We start from the raw sequence: 15,228 nt of genomic DNA on the forward strand, positions 1-15,228 counted from the left end.
ACAGCCGTCCCTTGTAAGCAACCAGTGGGCTAAATCGCGTTTGCCTGTTTTTCCGCCAGATCGCCGATCACGGGCAATTTAAACATTTGACCCTGATATGCCTTGATCAGAAGGACGATCCAAACGATCAGAAACAGGATGTGGATTACCTGCATCACCATCCATCCAATCACCGGAATCATCATCAGCACGATATTTATGACGATCCAGGCAACGGCAAAGAACAGGCATTGAAACGAATGAAATCTCACGAACTTGTTGCGGTTGTACGGTGTGGTAACGAGGAAAATGATGGCCGGAATAATCGTGATGTATGCCAGCAGGCCAGCAACATTATCGGTGAGGCCACCCGTGGTAACGGTGCTGGCAGTTCCGCCCGGAGTGGCAGTTGCTCCGGCTATGGGCTGTCCGCACTTCTGACAGAAGGCGGAGCTATCGTCCATGGGATTACCGCAATTAACGCAAAAACGCGCCATCAGTATCCTCCAAGGTTGGAAAGTTTGGGACACGTTACCCCAAACTACGTCGCATTACAACGCTTGTGGTTGTGAAACTATTGCTGCTGACCTTCAGACCTGAAACGACGTTTCGGCGATGTGCCAAGATCCTGAGAGATACGGCGGAGAGTCGCGGACATGCTTTGAATGGCGGCGTCGGCTTTCGGAGCGGTTTCACCGTCACACTGCTGGACGGCATAGGAGAGTATCTGAAGGGCATTTCTGAGTTCGTGATTGAGTTGCTGGATAGCAGCGTTCTGTCGTTCAATGGAAACCAGCAGCAGATACACAATGACAGAGGTGATCGTGGTGCCGATCCCTATGGTGACGATCAAGGTCCATAACGGCGGCCTGGGATTTCCACCGAGAGTCCATCTGAACAACCAATCAACCAGGAATGCCAAAATCGCATAGAAAACTGCAAAGGCGACAGTACCCCACACGGGGTGCTGGCGAAGAGCCGCCGAGTTCAGCAGAACTTTCACAGTTGATTGGGATTCAGAATAGCCGGAGGGCGATGCGTTCCACAATCTGAGGGGCGTCAGAAAGTGTAAGAGGCATGGCCACGGCCATGCCTCTACTTACAGTTTTACTTAAAGTTTTTCGTAGAAGTCGCAGGCGGAGCAGGAAATAAACATCCCACCCGGAACACCACGCTCGGCGTCTTTGATCCGCTTTACAATGCGCGTCGGTTTGCCGCACTTGGGACAATCCGTGGACTTGGAGGTGTCCATGACCTTTTTGCGGTCAGCCGTTTTTGCGATCTTTGCCATATCTCTCTCCTGACAGAATCCTCCGTCGGCCGTCTTGCCACCGGATCAGAATTCCCTGAAATTGCGGGAGTAAATGAACTTGAGGACCGGTCGAACCGGTTAGGATTGCTCTACTCTCCGTATCGGTACGATTTTACACTATCGCGCTTTCAACTCATAAGATTTGAGGACACTGGAGGCGATGGCGCGGTTGATCTCGGCCGCGTTGATGCCACGCATATTGATCATGACAACTGAAACGATCTTCCTGGCAGGGATCACCAGCATGGCTGTGCTGGTACCCTGCTGAGAACCGGTGTGTCCGTAGGCGGGCAAACCGTCGAGGTCGCCGATTCCCCATCCGAGCCCGTAACGGGTTTCTTTGCCGTCGGAGGTCTTGAGCGAAGTCCACATCAGCCGCATGGTTTCGGGTTTAAGCAGCTCTTGGTCCAGCAGCTTCATGACAAAACGAACCATGTCTTCAGGGGTGGAAAGATACCCGCCTCCAGGGATCTTGTAGCTGCTGTCCATCGGGCCGTCATTCACGACTTTGCTGTCGATCTTCCAATACCCATGAGACCGGCCGGGAATGATGGTGTAAACGTCGTCAACAAAGGTGTGCGCCATGCCAGCGGGCTTGAGAATGTGCCGCCTCATGTATTCGGGATACGGCAGGCCGGTTACGCCTTCGATCACACAGCCAAGTACGGTGTAGCCATGGGTGGTGTAGAGATACTTCGTCCCCGGTTCGAAGGCGAGGGGATCGTTCTTGAACATGATCATGCCGTCGATGAGCGAGTAGTAATGCATGGTGCTCTCCGACTCCTTGCCCTCGTAAGCGCGAACGCCTCCGATGTGACCGAGTAACTGCCGGGTGGTAACGGTCCATTCCTTCTTAGGAAAATGCGAACAATACTCCTGGACAGGAGCATCGAGCTTTACTTTCCCTTGCTCGACAAGCTCAAGTACACCCACCGCCGTCAATGGCTTACAAAGGGAGCCTGTACGCATGAGGGTATCGGGCCGGAGAGGAATGCCGTTCTCGAGGTCGGCGGAGCCATAAGCTTTCTTCAGCACCACGTGTCCTTGCACGCCGATAGCCAGCGACAGACCTGGAATCTTCTGCGCACTCATAGCTTTGTTGACGATATCGTCGATCTGCCGGAGGACTTGGGGAGAAAGCTGCGCCGCAGCCGTACCGCAGAGCAGAAGGAGCAGCAGCCATAGAGCGCAAAGCTTTGGCGCACGGTGGATCATTGCCAATAATTCTATTCGCGTAACGTGTTCGTGCTTCGGAATTATGAGGCCCCTCACTGGGCAATGTCGGCGTAGGTCGCGTTAACCGCACGCAGGTAGTCGGCAGGGCTGAGGAGAATCTGGACGCCACGCATTCCCGCCGACACGGAGATGACGTCCTGCAGCTGGGCGGTGTGGTGGATGAAGACAGGATATGGTTTCTTGCAGGCCAGCGCGGTTACTCCGCCGCGGATGTAACCGGTGAGCGGCTGCACCTCCTTGAGCGGGACCATGTGCATCTTGCGGTCTCCGGTGGCTTCGGCGAGTGATTTGAGGTTTACCTCTTTATCAGCTGGAATCACGGCCATGCAGACGCCATTGACGTCTCCGCGAACCACGAGCGTCTTGAATACCTTTTCGTATGGAAGGCCGATCTTATCGGCAACGAGTTCTGCTTCTAGGTGATCAGGGTCGACTTCGTACTCGCGAAGCTCGTAGGAGATCCCAAGATTATCCAACTGCCGCGCTGCATTGGTCTTGGGCGACTTCTTAGCCATGTCATTAGGATACAAAAAAAAATGGCGCCGGCCTGAGCCGACGCCATCAAATCCGACGGGGTTATCCGACTTTGCGGTCGCGATCGCGCTTGGGAATGCTGGCACTCGGGCTGATACCGCAGGCGGAGCATCCAGAGGTGATCCGGCTACGGTCACGGCGGAGCCGGTCTTCAAAGCTGCCCCAGCGATGTCCAAGGCGCTCGCGGCTCACGACGCCGCCCCCGCTGGCGATGGGATCGTTGGCTACAGGGGGATTTTCTCGGGCAATGGTGGTGCGCATCGGCGTGACATCGGTTGCGCCGGTAGGAACGCTGGAAGTTGTCCGCGCCATGCCCGGGGTAGCGGTAGGCATTTCGCTCGTGGTCGGAGTAACGATCTTGTCTACCTCTTCTTCGCGGTGCATGACTTCTCCGTCGGACCAAGCCCGTGTGTAGCGGGTTTCGTAATCGTTCCAGCGATCGCGGTCGCTGACGATGTCCTCATCGTATTCGGGGAATGATTCGATCTCGGCCTTGCTGAGGTTCACGTAATAGTCATCGTCGTGCTCGCGAGAGGCTTCGAGGCGACCTGCGGGCACCAGAAACTTCTTGCTCGAGAGCCAGCCACCGGTATCGACGACTACGTAACGGATGTCGCCGGTGGTGTGGTCGAAAATTACATCATCGATCTCGCCGAGTTTCTCGTCGCCGCGGCCGTACAGGTCAGAATCGCGGATATCGTCTACATCTTTTTCGGAAAAACGAAAGTCCCTCAAAGTGCCGTAATGATTCATATCTTCTCCTCTGCTGTGGGAATCAAGCCAGTGCCTATGGATGCTTATTCCCGGCACGGAGTGGTGCGACGACGCAGTGGAAAGCAGAGACGAAAAAGCCGGACACTGATGTGCCCGGCCCGGTGAGTTTCAGCAGCTTGGTTAACGGCGGGATCTAGCCCGCTTCTTCATGGGTTTCTTTGCTGGAGCGGGTTCTTTCTTCGGTTCCGGAACTGTGATGCTCTTTCCGTACATCGATCCATAAAGCAGGTACTGGTGTACGGAATCTTTTGGATAGGTCATCCGAATGGCTACAACCCGTCCCTTTGTAGTGGTGGCGGTAAGTTCGGGATAGAGTCCCGCCCAGTATGACGGCACGTTCAGCGACGCGTAACGCTTAACGACCTGGTCGCGAAGGTTGGGGTCGAATTTCACGCCATATTTGTCGACCAGAGCCTTAATGCCGTCGTAGTCACCTTCGCCCTTAATGCGCATGATTTCGGCCAGCAGCTCACCGACGCCTTGGCGCATCTTCTGGTAGTCGGTGACCATGATGTATGTCTTGCCGTTGCGATCGAACATCTTGACCGCGCCGGTCTTGTCCATCAGGTAGTTGGCAATTAGCGCGCGGTTACGCTGGTGGTCTTCTTCGATCGTGGTGCCCTTGGGAATTCGGCGCAGTTGCGTGAGCACCACGAGAACAGCAGAGTCGTACTGGGCTTTGGCGACTTCTTCCTGGTTGGTCACGAGGCCCAGCTCTTTCAATTTCGGGTCCCAAACGTTCCAGAGGGACATCAGGTCCGCCCGAGCCTCTTCCATCGTGGAGTAATACTCCTTCAGGAGGGCCTCGGAACCGCTCTTCAGCTTCGGATTCAGCTTGCCCGATCCATGGCCGATCACTTCATGCATAGCCGTATGCAGTTCGTCAGCTTCCTGACCGTACTTAATGTCGCGTTGAATGATCTCGTCGTTGGCGCCGAACTCACGAATGGCCTTGTGCCCGCCTGCGGCTTCAAAGGCGCGGCTGCTGGCGGTGAACAGGAAGTTCTTGGTGCCGAATGCCTCCCGCAGTTCGTTCTCGTTGGGCAGGTTCAGGCCGATGGTGTTCACGTGAAAGTCGCCGCTTTCAATCACGGTTTCAACGGCTTTCACGCTTGGTGGCGAGAACTTCGTCTTCTTGTACTTGTCGTCCCAAGGCGCCTTGGATTCGAAATACTCGGCGTTGTGGGCAAGTTTCACCATGGTGTCCGTGAGTGGCTTGTCGGTAATGCTGACGAAAGCCTGCGAGCTGCCTTTCTGCCCGCGAGCGTCGCGGTATACCTCGACGAATCCGTTCGTGAAATCGACGGTGGCATCGTTCTTCACCCACAGCTCCCCGAACTTCAGCCAATCACTAAATTCGCCGGTCTGGTAATAGTGGATGAGCGAGCCGATCACTTCCGCCTGCTGAGGCTCGGCTACCGTTTGGGCTTTCTTCAGGAACTCGATCGTCTGCTTCAGGAAGAGCGCGTACTTGCCCGCAGGGATGGATCCGTCGTCGGTACCTGCACGCCAGACTTCCTCGCGCAACTGGCCATCCGGACCCTTCACGACGGTGGAGTTGAGCGGGTATTTCTCCTTGAAGTTGTTCAGCTCGGCCAGAGTAACTCCCGAGCCATAGAACGTATTGGAGCTGGCCTGGATGATGTCCTTGCCGCCCTCGGGGCTCTTGGCTGTGATCATCGGTTCGAAGTTCGGATCAAATAGAGAAGCTCGCAGCGACTCGAGTTCTTTCGTCACGGCGTCCGGCGATTCAAGCGGCGCCAGGTCGGCGTAACCGGAGGCGAACGCTCCGTTCTTCTGTGCCTGAAGCGCTGCTGATTCCAGTTCTTCCGGTGTGAAGTCCGGCAGGAACTTCTGCGCGGTGGTCTCGTTGTGCTTCCCGCGGTTCGCCCAGAAGAGCTTCGCAAATTCGGTGATCTTGCCCATTAGTTTGGGCTCGATGCCATCCGAGTGCGAAACGATTTCCTCGAGCAGCCTCTTCTGACGAATGCCATACGCCGATAGCTGATCGTAGATGATGGGATCAATCGCAATTGCCGCCTGGGTGAGCCAGTACGCCAATTCTTTCTGTTTCGGCGTGAGCGACCGGAAACTCTCAGCGTGAAGCTGTACAAACCCTGTGGTTCCGACGCGCTCGACCAACTCTCCCGGAGGTACCACTTTTGTTGGGGCTTTCTTCGGGTTCTTACACCAGCCAAAAACTGTCACGAGAAGCATCAGAGCTATGACTGCGCCGCTGCGCATTTTCATCCTTTTCCTCCACTCCAATTAAAACGCTGGGGGCCAAACTCGATAATGGTAAACGACGAAGCAGAAACATGGCGACTTTGTCCGTGCCCGGATGTATCCCCGAAGCGATTACGGTTGACATGCGAATCGAGTGTGAATAATGTTCCCCGCCTATGTGGGGTTCACTGCGCAACCTGTTCGTCTTGTTGTTCCTGTTGACTCTTGTCCCGACGGTATCCCCGGCGCAAACGAGCGAAGGCTCGGTAACGCCTCCTGAGATCAAAGTAACGATCCTCGGTTCCGGCGCGGGTCCGCCCGTGCGGCTCGATCGATATGGCCCGAGCATTCTGGTGGAAGCAGGTTCCGAAACGCTGCTATTCGACTGCGGTCGCGGAGCATTGATCCGGATGACGCAAGCAGGCGTTCCACTTGAAAAGATAACCAAGCTATTCCTTACACATTTGCATTCGGACCATATCGTGGATATTCCCGACCTTTTGCTGACGCCCTGGTCTGGTCGCACAGCGCGGTCGGTTCCGTTGGAAGTGTGGGGACCGACGGGTACCTCTGCGATGATGGGTCATTTGCAGAAGGCTTTTGAGTTCGATATCCACGTGCGCCGCGACCTCGACGAGAAATTCTCTCCCGATGGCATTCGCGTCGTCAGCCATGACATCAAAGAAGGAACCGTCTACGAAAAGAACGGCGTTAGAGTCACGGCATTCACCGTGGATCACGGTCCGGTGAAGCCGGCTTTCGGATTTCGAATCGACTATGCCGGACGATCCCTCGCACTCTCCGGAGACACCCGACCATCGCAGAACCTATTGAAGTTCAGCAAGGGAGTCGACGTCATCATTCATGAGGCCGTCGATCCTGACGTATTTCGCCGAGCCACAACGCACCACACCGCCGCCCAGGCAGAATCGATCATCGCTCATCACACAACGCCCGAACAAGCAGGAGAGATCTTTACAAAACTAGAACCTAAACTCGCGGTGTTTTCCCATGCTGCCGGGGGTGAAGAGATGCTGAGCAAAACTCGGAAGACCTATTCGGGACCACTCGTGATGGGCGAAGACCTGATGGTATTGGTGATCGGGACGGGTGTAGAGGTGCGTCGGCCTGGTTTAGAACACAGAAAGTAGTCGTCGGAAAAACTACGCGGCCTGATCCAGCACACGGTGGATAAACTCGAGCAGTTCTCTTTTCGAAAAGGGCTTCTGCAAAATCGGCAACCCTGCCGTTGGGTCGTGAAACACGGCACCACTCATCAGGACGATGACGGCCTGCGGATCCTGCGACAGCAATTCACGTGCGAGTTCTACACCGGAGTGGGTTCCAAGATGGGCATCGATTAGCGCCAAACTGAACTTCCCGGACTTAAATTGATCGAGAGCCTGGGCATACGTGCTCACGGCCAGCGTCTCGAAGCCTTCGTCCTCCAGGAGCATGGAGACAGCCGCGCGCACGCCGTCACTATCGTCGACAATCAAGACCCTGGTCACAGACCGGTTCTCCATCTCTCACCTTGCCCCAAGGTTAACTCAATCACCTGCGGAATGAAACGCGGATATGGTTCAGGGGTGGCGATTGGACGTTAGACTAAACTTCGGTTCATGTACTATCGGAACCGTTATAACGCCCTCTCCGACTCTCCACTGCAAAGTCCAATCCCTGCTGCAAGGACCGCAGAGCCAGAATGACTCCACATGGCTCTTACCGCGCTGTGAGAATTGAAAGACCTTTCCAGTACGGAAATAGAGGAAGGGTGTTGGGCACTCGTGATTGGCACATTTACTGATCACGAGAATCCTCGTGCATGGAAGATGCCGAAGTAGGTTATGTATCTCTAACGTTGGGAACTTTTTGGACACCAGATGCGCAAAATTTTGCGGGTCCCTGTTCAAATCTCCCCAATGACCGCCGGCAGATTCCTTACCGCGCTCGTTACCATACTCACTTCTTTTGCCCGCATATTCCCAAACTGGAACCGGTTCATTCCAAGACCATCTTGTAACTGACTGATTCCATAACTCGCCAGAGATGGATCCATTTAGGAACAAAGTACATGCATTACCTTGGAAGGTACGCCACAGCTTCGGAGGCGGCCCTGTGGTAGCGCAATTGCACTTATTACATTCGAATTTATCTAAAACAAAGGGCCCCTATGGTTATTCTGGATCGGCAAAGTACTTCACTGAAGCGTCGCATTCACCGTCTTGTGGGATCGCGGGTTGAGCTGACTTGGATCCGCGGTTCCGAACTCGATCCGGTACTTGGCGAGTTGGACTGGGTTGAGCAGATCATCCTGGAGATGGCATTACGGGCTCGGGCAGCCTTGCCATATGGCGGACGCTTGGTGGTGGAATCCGCCAATCTGGAGTTGGACGACCTGTGCGGAGCGTCGGAAGGCCTTACTGCCGGACGTTACGTCATGTTTGAGATGACTTGTCTACGGCATTCCCCCACGGCAGGTTTGGAGGGACGTCCCCTGCCCTACACGCCCGAGTTCGCGTCGGACCTGTTCCTGGAGCCGTTTTGGGGCGACTCCCTGGGGATATTGCAGGCACTCGGCGGCAATCTTTGCGAGTACAATGAACCCGGACGTTCGCTGACGTTAAGGGCATTCTTTCCCAGCGCCGCGAAAGTCATTTACTCCGACGAGGATTATTACCAAGTGGATTCTATCTGTCCTGAAACCATCCTGCTGGTCGAGGATGAAGGCTATGTCCGAGAAGTGGCATGCGAAATTCTCGAGAGCGCGGGTTACACGGTTCTGCCTGCCGTATCAGGCAAAGAGGCCCTGGCGGTATTTGAAAAACATGGTCCCGTAAAACTGCTGCTAACCGATGTAGTGATGCCCGGAATGAACGGACGCGACCTTGCCCAAGCGCTCACCGAGCGACAACCGGGGCTGAAGACGATCTACATGTCCGGATACAACGACAAATCGATTTTCAGGCGCGATATCGATCCTCGGGAAGTCGTTTATATTCAGAAGCCGTTTACACTGGAGACGCTCACCACAAAGGTCAAGGAAGTTTTGAGTACGGTTTAGAAGCGAAACATTACCTGTACCAGCTTCCGGACATCTTTAAGATAGGTTTCCAGCTCCTTGTAGAACAATTGCCAGTTGATGATTCGTGCGTTCGGGAAGCTTGCGCTCAAGGTTCCAATGATCTCGTCCTGATTCCAGTCAATCACCAGGTCCTCTGGAAACCCGTAGCCCAGCCCGTGCAACCGGCAAAGTCGATCCGCAAGATTCACCAAAGCGACAAGAGCGGGATAGTCGGCCAGCGCCGAAAGCCGGTGATGATAGCTAATCACTTCCATGATGGCGGGATTTAGTTTCCATTGTTGTGCAAGCAACTTGCCTGATTCGCAATGGTTGAATCCCATGAGTTCATCTTCCATTCTGTCCATCGAACACCGTTGCAGTTGTGCTCGCTGACTTGCTTGCATGAAACGTTCCGGGGCGACCTGAAGATTCACCACGAATCCGATGTCGTGCAGCAGGCCGGCAAGATACGCCTGTTCGCTGTCCTGCATGCCGATCCGCTTGGACAACTTGCGGCACACCAGTGCGCATGCCAGTGAATGCTCCCAGAACACTATCGGGTTATTGGCGCTATCCCCTTCTCCGATCATCTTCAGCATGCAACAGGAGAGCACGATCTCGCGCATGCGCTGTAAGCCAAGCGCCATCACGGCCGCGCGTGTGGTGGACACTGACTGCCACCGGCTGAATAACGGTGAGTTGGCCATGTGGAGGCACTGTGCGGTGAGCGAGCTATCGTGCGAGACCAAATCGATAATCCGCTGGGTATCAACATCCTCGAGCGGCTGCTGGAAGTAGCCAATCAGGGGCTGGACAATAGCCTGAATGCTCGGGATGGAACCGAGATTGTCGATCTGTTTTAGCAATGCCTGGCCGGGCGTCATGGTCGCGGTGCTCACAGTGGTCCTCGCGTGTATATCGGCCAGAACAAGAAGTTCGTGAACCACACGCATTTGCCTAAAGCTAATTGCACACAATCCGATGAATCTCCTGAACGCGGATTTCGGTTCCGCCGCCGGCAAGCAAAGCAGAGGCACGCAGGACGCGCCGCTGGGTGTAAGGCGAAAAGGAACCAACGCGAAAGGAGCAACACATGGCACTCAGCATCCTGAACAATATTCCTTCCCTGGCAGCCCAGAACCAGTTGTCGATCACCGGCAGTGGGTTGCAGAAGACCTTGTTCCGGCTGTCGTCCGGCTCTCGTATCAACAGTGGCGCTGACGACGCGGCCGGTCTTGCAATTGCCGACGGTCTCCGCGCCAACATCAGCGCACTCAGCCAGTCGTCCCGCAACGCGACGGACGGCATTGGCAAGCTGCAAGTGGCCGACGGAGCTCTGGCGCAGGTTTCCAACCTTCTGAACCGTGCCGTAACCCTGGCAACCGAGGCCGCGACCGGCACGGTCAGTTCTGGACAGCGGAACGCACTGCACGCAGAGTTCGACCAGATTCGTCAGGAAATTGACCGTATCGGAACCGACACCACCTTCAACGGCGACAAAGTGTTCCAGCAGGCTGGCACGACAACTGACACCAACAGCTTCAGCCGCTTTACCGTCTGCACCAGTTCGTCCGGATCAAGGTCCGGCAGGCATCGATCGAGCAACAGCAGGTCGCACTCCGTCGTCTCCAGCTTTCCGAGAGCATCCGCACCCCCGTCAGCTGCAATCACTGGCCAGCGATCCGTGTTTAATGTGGAGATAATCTGGTCGCGGCGCGCCGCGTCGCCACTGGCAACCAGCACACCACCGAAGTTGGAAGGCAATACAGGACAGATGGCCATGCCCCTGTTCTACGCAGGCCACGTTCAAAAATCATAAGAAGAAAGTTAGAAGTCTCTTAAATCGTGAAAAAAGGCTAAAGTCTTTCGTAACCCAACCGACCTGCAAATCCAACCCTCGACCCTGCATCTAATCCAGCATGGAACGAAAGCTCACATTTTCCGCCGTCCTGCTGCTTTTCGCCTTCATTACGGTCCTCTCATTTCCGGCTGTCGCGCAGTCGAATGAACTCGCCGTCACCGTCGGTGGCTACTTCCCCATCAACAGTGCCGCCAATGCCGACGCCGCCTTTTCCGTTGGCGGAAGCTTCGCCCATCGCATCATTGGAGTTCCCTTAGCTTCTCTTTATCTGGAGCTGCCCGTCTACGGCACCTTCAACTCCACCGCTGCCATAGCCTCCACCACCCAGGGTGAAGCCAAGTATTCCGGCCTCTTCATTACCCCCGGACTCAAGCTCAAGCTCGCCCCTGAATTTCCAGTCTCCCCCTACTTCGTCGCCGGAGGCGGACTCGCCCGCTTCAGCAAGACCAACACTGCCACGCCTGATACCACCAATACTGGAGTCTTCGACGTCGGCGGTGGGCTCGACTTCAAGATCGCGCCGTTCATCAGCGCGCGCGGTGAGATTAGAGATTTCTATTCCGGAAATCCCCGCATCCTGACTGGCTTCACCGCTCGTGAGCATCAGCTCATCACTTCCGTGGGATTGGTCCTGCGCTTCTAGGCGTCAGCCTGATTTGCGGCTGTTAAACTTGTACGAGTGACTCTGCCAGTTCGACTAATCGCAATTGATATTGACGGTACCCTTCTGAACTCCGAGTTCAAGATCCCGGCCGCCAATATCAACGCGCTGCGCCAGGCGCACGAATCCGGTGTCGAAATCATCCTCGCTACCGGACGCCGGCACACGTTCGCCCTGCCCATCGCCGAAATGCTCGGCTTTAACGTCTGGCTTATCACGTCCAACGGCGCTGTTACCAAGTCCATGTCCGGTGAACTCTTTCACCGCGACCTCCTCCCCGCCAGCACCGCCCGCAAGGTCATCGCGCATATGGAGCCCTTCCGCCCCAACTGTGTCCTCACCTTCGACACCGACCTCCCCGGCGCACTAGTCCTCGAGCACGCCGATATCTTGAATGCCTCGATCGGGCGCTGGATTGAAAAGAATGCGGCTTGGATCAAGTTCGTCGTTCCATTAGAGGATGCGTTGGTCTCAGACCCGGTCCAGCTTATGTACTGTGGGACGATCCACCGTATGCGCGAAGCCGAAGCTCATTTACGGCAGGCCGGCGTAGAGCAGGAAGTTACGGTACTCAAGACAGAGTACCCGGCCCGCGACCTGTGCTTGTACGACGTGCTTAACTACGGCTGCTCTAAAGGACACGCCGTCGAACGCTGGGCTTCCTATCGCAGCATTCCGCGCGAACAGGTCATGGCCATTGGGGATAACTATAACGACCTGGAGATGCTAAACTTCGCCGGAGTACCTGTGGTTATGGCCAATGCCGGCGACGAGATGAAGTCTCGCGATTTCACCGTCACCCTCAGTAATGATGAGGCCGGAGTCGCAGCAGCCGTCGAGCAGGTGCTCGGCATCAAAGTTCTGGAATGAAGCGCTTTCTCATATCAGGAGTGCTGTTGCTCTCCGCGGCGGCTTACGCGGGCGATGCCGTCCCCGCTACCCGCACCGCCTATGACGCAGTGCTTCGCAACGGCTTCAGCATTCACCATCTTCGGCACGAAGTAGTCGGCGACAACACTCGCCTGTACACCGACGATCGCAGCTTCCTGGATGTGCCCACGCACGAAATCGCCGAGATGGTGGAATCCCCAGAACCACTGCCGGCTCCGGAACTCGCCCCCAAGGCCAGCTTGAATGAGGTCGTAAGCGCAGCCAGCGACAAACACCAAATTGATCCGGACCTCATCCAGGCCGTCATCCACGCCGAAAGCGGATTCAATCCCAACGCCCGCTCCCCCAAAGGCGCGCAGGGACTGATGCAGTTAATGCCCGGCACCGCCAATCAACTCGGCGTCGCCGACGCTTATGATCCTGAAGCGAACGTTGACGCCGGCACCCGCTATCTGCGCGAACTTCTTCTTCGGTACGACGGTGACGTCATCAAGGCACTCGCCGCTTACAACGCCGGACCAGCGCGCGTATCGCAGTACAAAGGCGTTCCTCCCTACCGCGAAACTCGTCACTATGTCGCCAGGATCGTGAAGGAGTTCAACCAAAAGAAGACTGCCGCCAGCACCACCAAAACCTCGAAAAAGTAGCTTCTCTAGCGCCCTTCGGCGGCCCCCGCGTACCACCGTCCCAATGAAAGCCGTTTCTCTTTCGACTGCAATTTACTGCAACTCGTGCGTTTACAGTCGATTCTGTTAAGACCTGTGAAAATCTCATAAAGTGTGGTAACTGCTTTGGTTTCAACACACTGCAGACACCGCAGTTGCCACAGACGAACATCTTCGTTTTGGGCACTCCATTTGCTTTGTACAGGGCAGGCCCCGCTGTGCTTTTCCGTTCCAAATTGGGAAATTGACCAAATATCACTTCGGCCGTGTGGTTCGGTCCGGATGACGCTTGACCTGCAGTTCAACTGCTTCGAGCTGTCATTGGGAGAACTGCGTCGAATTCCGTTTGTCGGAAGGCACTTGTTTGGCGAATTAGAAGCACGAATTCAGGAGGCCTTCGGTTGCTTTCCAAAGGACCGATGGCAGGAAGCTGAGGCACGAAGATGAATAGAACTCTGAAGTTGGCGGCTTTGATAGTTTTTGCCGTTATTACTATCAGTTCCGCATTTGGGGTGACAGCTCCGGCAGTCACGTTGTCTGATGGCGGCGGTAACACCGCCACCATTGATGCGACGGGAACTGTCACATTCGGCGGATCATGCACCGTTCCCACCACCTGCTCCACTATGAGCGTATCCGTAGCACCTGGCCAGGTAGTGTGGCTTGGTAAGCTCGGCGCGTTCACGATCTCTGCCATCGCGGGCCTCACTAAGCCCGTGCTCACCGGCGCTCCCGCGGTTATGGATTTGAGCCTTCAGGGAATTCAAACCACTTCGGGCGGCACCATCACGATCAGGTTCGGCGATACCGGCTTCACTCAGACGAATGTCACTAGCATGACCATGAAGCTTGGTGGACTGATCAGCGCAGGAAGCGGCTCGATTGTCGCGAAAGCCTATGCTGACGACACCAACACCCTGTTCGGTACTGGCCACCTGATCGGAACTATCGGTCCGCTAACTGGTCCGACATTGACCGGTACGGCCACCGGAACCGGCCCGACCGTTGCTCCGTTCTCCCTCATGGAAGAGGTTGTCGCAACCATGGGTCCCAACTCCGCATTCGGAATCGATTTCGAACTCGATATCCAAACCGGCCCTGAAGAAGAGATCGCCTGCCGTTATACCGGCGGCGGCGTGGACACCAACTACAACTGGGACCACACCCTCGCTGACGGCAACATGATCACCAACGGTGCCGGCAAACTGCCCCCGGGAATTGACCGTTATCAGTACGGTGGACAGGTCGGAGCCCCGACTGCTGCCGACCCGCAGCCATGGGGTGAGTGGCAGCACAGCCAGCAGAGAGGCCCGAGCGGATCGTTCAATTTCCATGCCGGTACCGCTAGCGCCGCTCCCGGAACGCGCATCGTCGACGTTCGTTGCAGCGATCCCGGATTCTGCAACCCGGCTCGTCACGCTCCTGCAAAGCAGCTTGATTGGGACGGCATTGGAACCTTCTCCAATGTCGGCAGCGGAGCCAAGGCTCCGGTGTGGCAGATTCCCGCCAACGTCATTCCTGAACCTAACGGTGGCTCGAACAAGCTCTTCACGTTCCACTGGGTCGAAGTAAACATCGACGATATGGGTGAGCGTGGCAGCATGAACACCGGCGCTCCCGACCCGGCCGTTTGTCCAGGTCGTGGATTTGGTGAGAAGAGCGGTGGACCGTTCGTTCCCGATCCGGTCAACGCCCCCAACACCATCATTAACCTCCTGCCCACTCCGTTGGGTCATTGCGATTGCCCGGACTTCTATCGCATTACCATCTACAACGGCGTCCGCAGCGATCAGGTGGTTTGGGTGAATGGGAAGATCGACCCCGCTTCGCTCGACCGCACCAATGTCATTTATGAAGTGTTTGGCTACGTGGATGGAGGCAATCTCCAGATCCATCCTCCGACCAGCGCAAACAAGTAATCGGCGCTTCACTTGATACGGCCGCCTGGTAACATCCGGGCGGCCTTTTTTATTTACCTGACGCCACCGGTACCCGGGCGCGAGTTCTTCTCGATTCTTCCGTGCG

Annotated in this window: 16 protein-coding genes; 7 read left to right on the forward strand and 9 right to left on the reverse strand. The window is 55.8% G+C overall.

Annotation, left to right across the window (positions count from 1 at the left end; all coding sequences use genetic code 11):
- Nucleotides 1–29: 29 nt before the first annotated feature.
- From VN577_15725 to VN577_15755, 7 genes are all read right to left on the reverse strand, one after another.
- Nucleotides 30–476 (reverse strand): DUF4870 domain-containing protein, encoded by a 447-nt coding sequence (locus tag VN577_15725; GenBank protein HWR16278.1) that lies wholly within the window; start codon nucleotides 474–476, stop codon nucleotides 30–32.
- A 77-nt stretch (nucleotides 477–553) separates the two neighbouring features.
- Complete coding sequence (locus tag VN577_15730; GenBank protein HWR16279.1) at nucleotides 554–982, reverse strand: hypothetical protein; 429 nt, start codon at nucleotides 980–982, stop codon at nucleotides 554–556.
- A 108-nt stretch (nucleotides 983–1,090) separates the two neighbouring features.
- Nucleotides 1,091–1,270 (reverse strand): hypothetical protein, encoded by a 180-nt coding sequence (locus VN577_15735; GenBank protein HWR16280.1) that lies wholly within the window; start codon nucleotides 1,268–1,270, stop codon nucleotides 1,091–1,093.
- Between the two features lie 138 nt (nucleotides 1,271–1,408).
- The gene (locus VN577_15740; protein ID HWR16281.1) at nucleotides 1,409–2,506 is read right to left on the reverse strand and encodes a serine hydrolase domain-containing protein; all 1,098 of its coding nucleotides are present in this window, start codon (nucleotides 2,504–2,506) and stop codon (nucleotides 1,409–1,411) included.
- Nucleotides 2,507–2,559: 53 nt separating this feature from the next.
- Entirely contained in the window at nucleotides 2,560–3,042 is a 483-nt protein-coding gene (gene ybaK, locus VN577_15745; protein ID HWR16282.1) for a Cys-tRNA(Pro) deacylase, read from the reverse strand.
- Between the two features lie 61 nt (nucleotides 3,043–3,103).
- Entirely contained in the window at nucleotides 3,104–3,814 is a 711-nt protein-coding gene (locus VN577_15750) for a PRC-barrel domain-containing protein (protein ID HWR16283.1), read from the reverse strand.
- Nucleotides 3,815–3,955: 141 nt separating this feature from the next.
- Nucleotides 3,956–6,085, reverse strand: a complete 2,130-nt coding sequence (locus VN577_15755; protein ID HWR16284.1) for a hypothetical protein — start codon at nucleotides 6,083–6,085, stop codon at nucleotides 3,956–3,958.
- A gap of 152 nt (nucleotides 6,086–6,237) precedes the next feature.
- On the opposite strand from VN577_15755, the gene VN577_15760 reads away from it, so the two are divergent.
- Complete coding sequence (locus VN577_15760) at nucleotides 6,238–7,212, forward strand: MBL fold metallo-hydrolase (GenBank protein HWR16285.1); 975 nt, start codon at nucleotides 6,238–6,240, stop codon at nucleotides 7,210–7,212.
- A 12-nt stretch (nucleotides 7,213–7,224) separates the two neighbouring features.
- Here the strand turns inward: VN577_15760 and VN577_15765 are convergent, their stop codons facing one another.
- On the reverse strand, nucleotides 7,225–7,572 hold the full coding sequence (locus VN577_15765) for a response regulator (GenBank protein HWR16286.1): 348 nt from the start codon (nucleotides 7,570–7,572) through the stop codon (nucleotides 7,225–7,227).
- 662 nt (nucleotides 7,573–8,234) lie between these two features.
- On the opposite strand from VN577_15765, the gene VN577_15770 reads away from it, so the two are divergent.
- On the forward strand, nucleotides 8,235–9,125 hold the full coding sequence (locus tag VN577_15770) for a response regulator (GenBank protein HWR16287.1): 891 nt from the start codon (nucleotides 8,235–8,237) through the stop codon (nucleotides 9,123–9,125).
- Here the strand turns inward: VN577_15770 and VN577_15775 are convergent.
- Nucleotides 9,122–10,024 carry an HDOD domain-containing protein gene (locus tag VN577_15775; GenBank protein HWR16288.1) on the reverse strand — a complete coding sequence of 301 codons (903 nt, stop codon included), beginning with the start codon at nucleotides 10,022–10,024 and terminating at the stop codon, nucleotides 9,122–9,124. The genes VN577_15770 and VN577_15775 overlap by 4 nt on opposite strands.
- Before the next feature lie 194 nt (nucleotides 10,025–10,218).
- Between VN577_15775 and VN577_15780 the strand changes: the two genes are divergently transcribed.
- The 5 genes from VN577_15780 to VN577_15800 all read left to right on the forward strand — a co-directional run bounded on the left by VN577_15780 (nucleotide 10,219) and on the right by VN577_15800 (nucleotide 15,122).
- A complete protein-coding gene (locus VN577_15780) occupies nucleotides 10,219–10,944 on the forward strand; it encodes a flagellin (protein HWR16289.1) in 726 nt (241 codons plus the stop codon).
- A 100-nt stretch (nucleotides 10,945–11,044) separates the two neighbouring features.
- The gene (locus VN577_15785; GenBank protein ID HWR16290.1) at nucleotides 11,045–11,629 is read left to right on the forward strand and encodes a hypothetical protein; all 585 of its coding nucleotides are present in this window, start codon (nucleotides 11,045–11,047) and stop codon (nucleotides 11,627–11,629) included.
- A 36-nt stretch (nucleotides 11,630–11,665) separates the two neighbouring features.
- Nucleotides 11,666–12,517: a Cof-type HAD-IIB family hydrolase gene (locus VN577_15790; GenBank protein ID HWR16291.1), complete on the forward strand. Its 852-nt coding sequence runs from the start codon at nucleotides 11,666–11,668 to the stop codon at nucleotides 12,515–12,517.
- Nucleotides 12,514–13,185 carry a lytic transglycosylase domain-containing protein gene (locus VN577_15795; protein HWR16292.1) on the forward strand — a complete coding sequence of 224 codons (672 nt, stop codon included), beginning with the start codon at nucleotides 12,514–12,516 and terminating at the stop codon, nucleotides 13,183–13,185. Before VN577_15790 ends, VN577_15795 begins: the two co-directional genes overlap by 4 nt.
- A gap of 461 nt (nucleotides 13,186–13,646) precedes the next feature.
- On the forward strand, nucleotides 13,647–15,122 hold the full coding sequence (locus VN577_15800) for a hypothetical protein (protein HWR16293.1): 1,476 nt from the start codon (nucleotides 13,647–13,649) through the stop codon (nucleotides 15,120–15,122).
- Nucleotides 15,123–15,228: the final 106 nt, after the last annotated feature.

It is taken from the genome of Terriglobales bacterium (assembly GCA_035561515.1).
Taxonomy (GTDB): domain Bacteria; phylum Acidobacteriota; class Terriglobia; order Terriglobales; family Acidobacteriaceae; genus DATMXP01.

What these genes read in the sequence shown, in the direction of transcription:
- VN577_15785 (HWR16290.1), top strand. Translation starts at nt 11,045, where the DNA reads ATGGAACGAAAGCTCACATTTTCCGCCGTCCTGCTGCTTTTCGCCTTC.
- VN577_15780 (HWR16289.1), top strand. Translation starts at nt 10,219, where the DNA reads ATGGCACTCAGCATCCTGAACAATATTCCTTCCCTGGCAGCCCAGAAC.
- VN577_15740 (HWR16281.1), bottom strand. Translation starts at nt 2,506, where the DNA reads ATGATCCACCGTGCGCCAAAGCTTTGCGCTCTATGGCTGCTGCTCCTT.
- VN577_15735 (HWR16280.1), bottom strand. Translation starts at nt 1,270, where the DNA reads ATGGCAAAGATCGCAAAAACGGCTGACCGCAAAAAGGTCATGGACACC.
- VN577_15770 (HWR16287.1), top strand. Translation starts at nt 8,235, where the DNA reads ATGGTTATTCTGGATCGGCAAAGTACTTCACTGAAGCGTCGCATTCAC.
- VN577_15760 (HWR16285.1), top strand. Translation starts at nt 6,238, where the DNA reads ATGTGGGGTTCACTGCGCAACCTGTTCGTCTTGTTGTTCCTGTTGACT.
- VN577_15800 (HWR16293.1), top strand. Translation starts at nt 13,647, where the DNA reads ATGAATAGAACTCTGAAGTTGGCGGCTTTGATAGTTTTTGCCGTTATT.
- VN577_15755 (HWR16284.1), bottom strand. Translation starts at nt 6,085, where the DNA reads ATGAAAATGCGCAGCGGCGCAGTCATAGCTCTGATGCTTCTCGTGACA.
- VN577_15725 (HWR16278.1), bottom strand. Translation starts at nt 476, where the DNA reads ATGGCGCGTTTTTGCGTTAATTGCGGTAATCCCATGGACGATAGCTCC.
- ybaK (HWR16282.1), bottom strand. Translation starts at nt 3,042, where the DNA reads ATGGCTAAGAAGTCGCCCAAGACCAATGCAGCGCGGCAGTTGGATAAT.
- VN577_15795 (HWR16292.1), top strand. Translation starts at nt 12,514, where the DNA reads ATGAAGCGCTTTCTCATATCAGGAGTGCTGTTGCTCTCCGCGGCGGCT.
- VN577_15750 (HWR16283.1), bottom strand. Translation starts at nt 3,814, where the DNA reads ATGAATCATTACGGCACTTTGAGGGACTTTCGTTTTTCCGAAAAAGAT.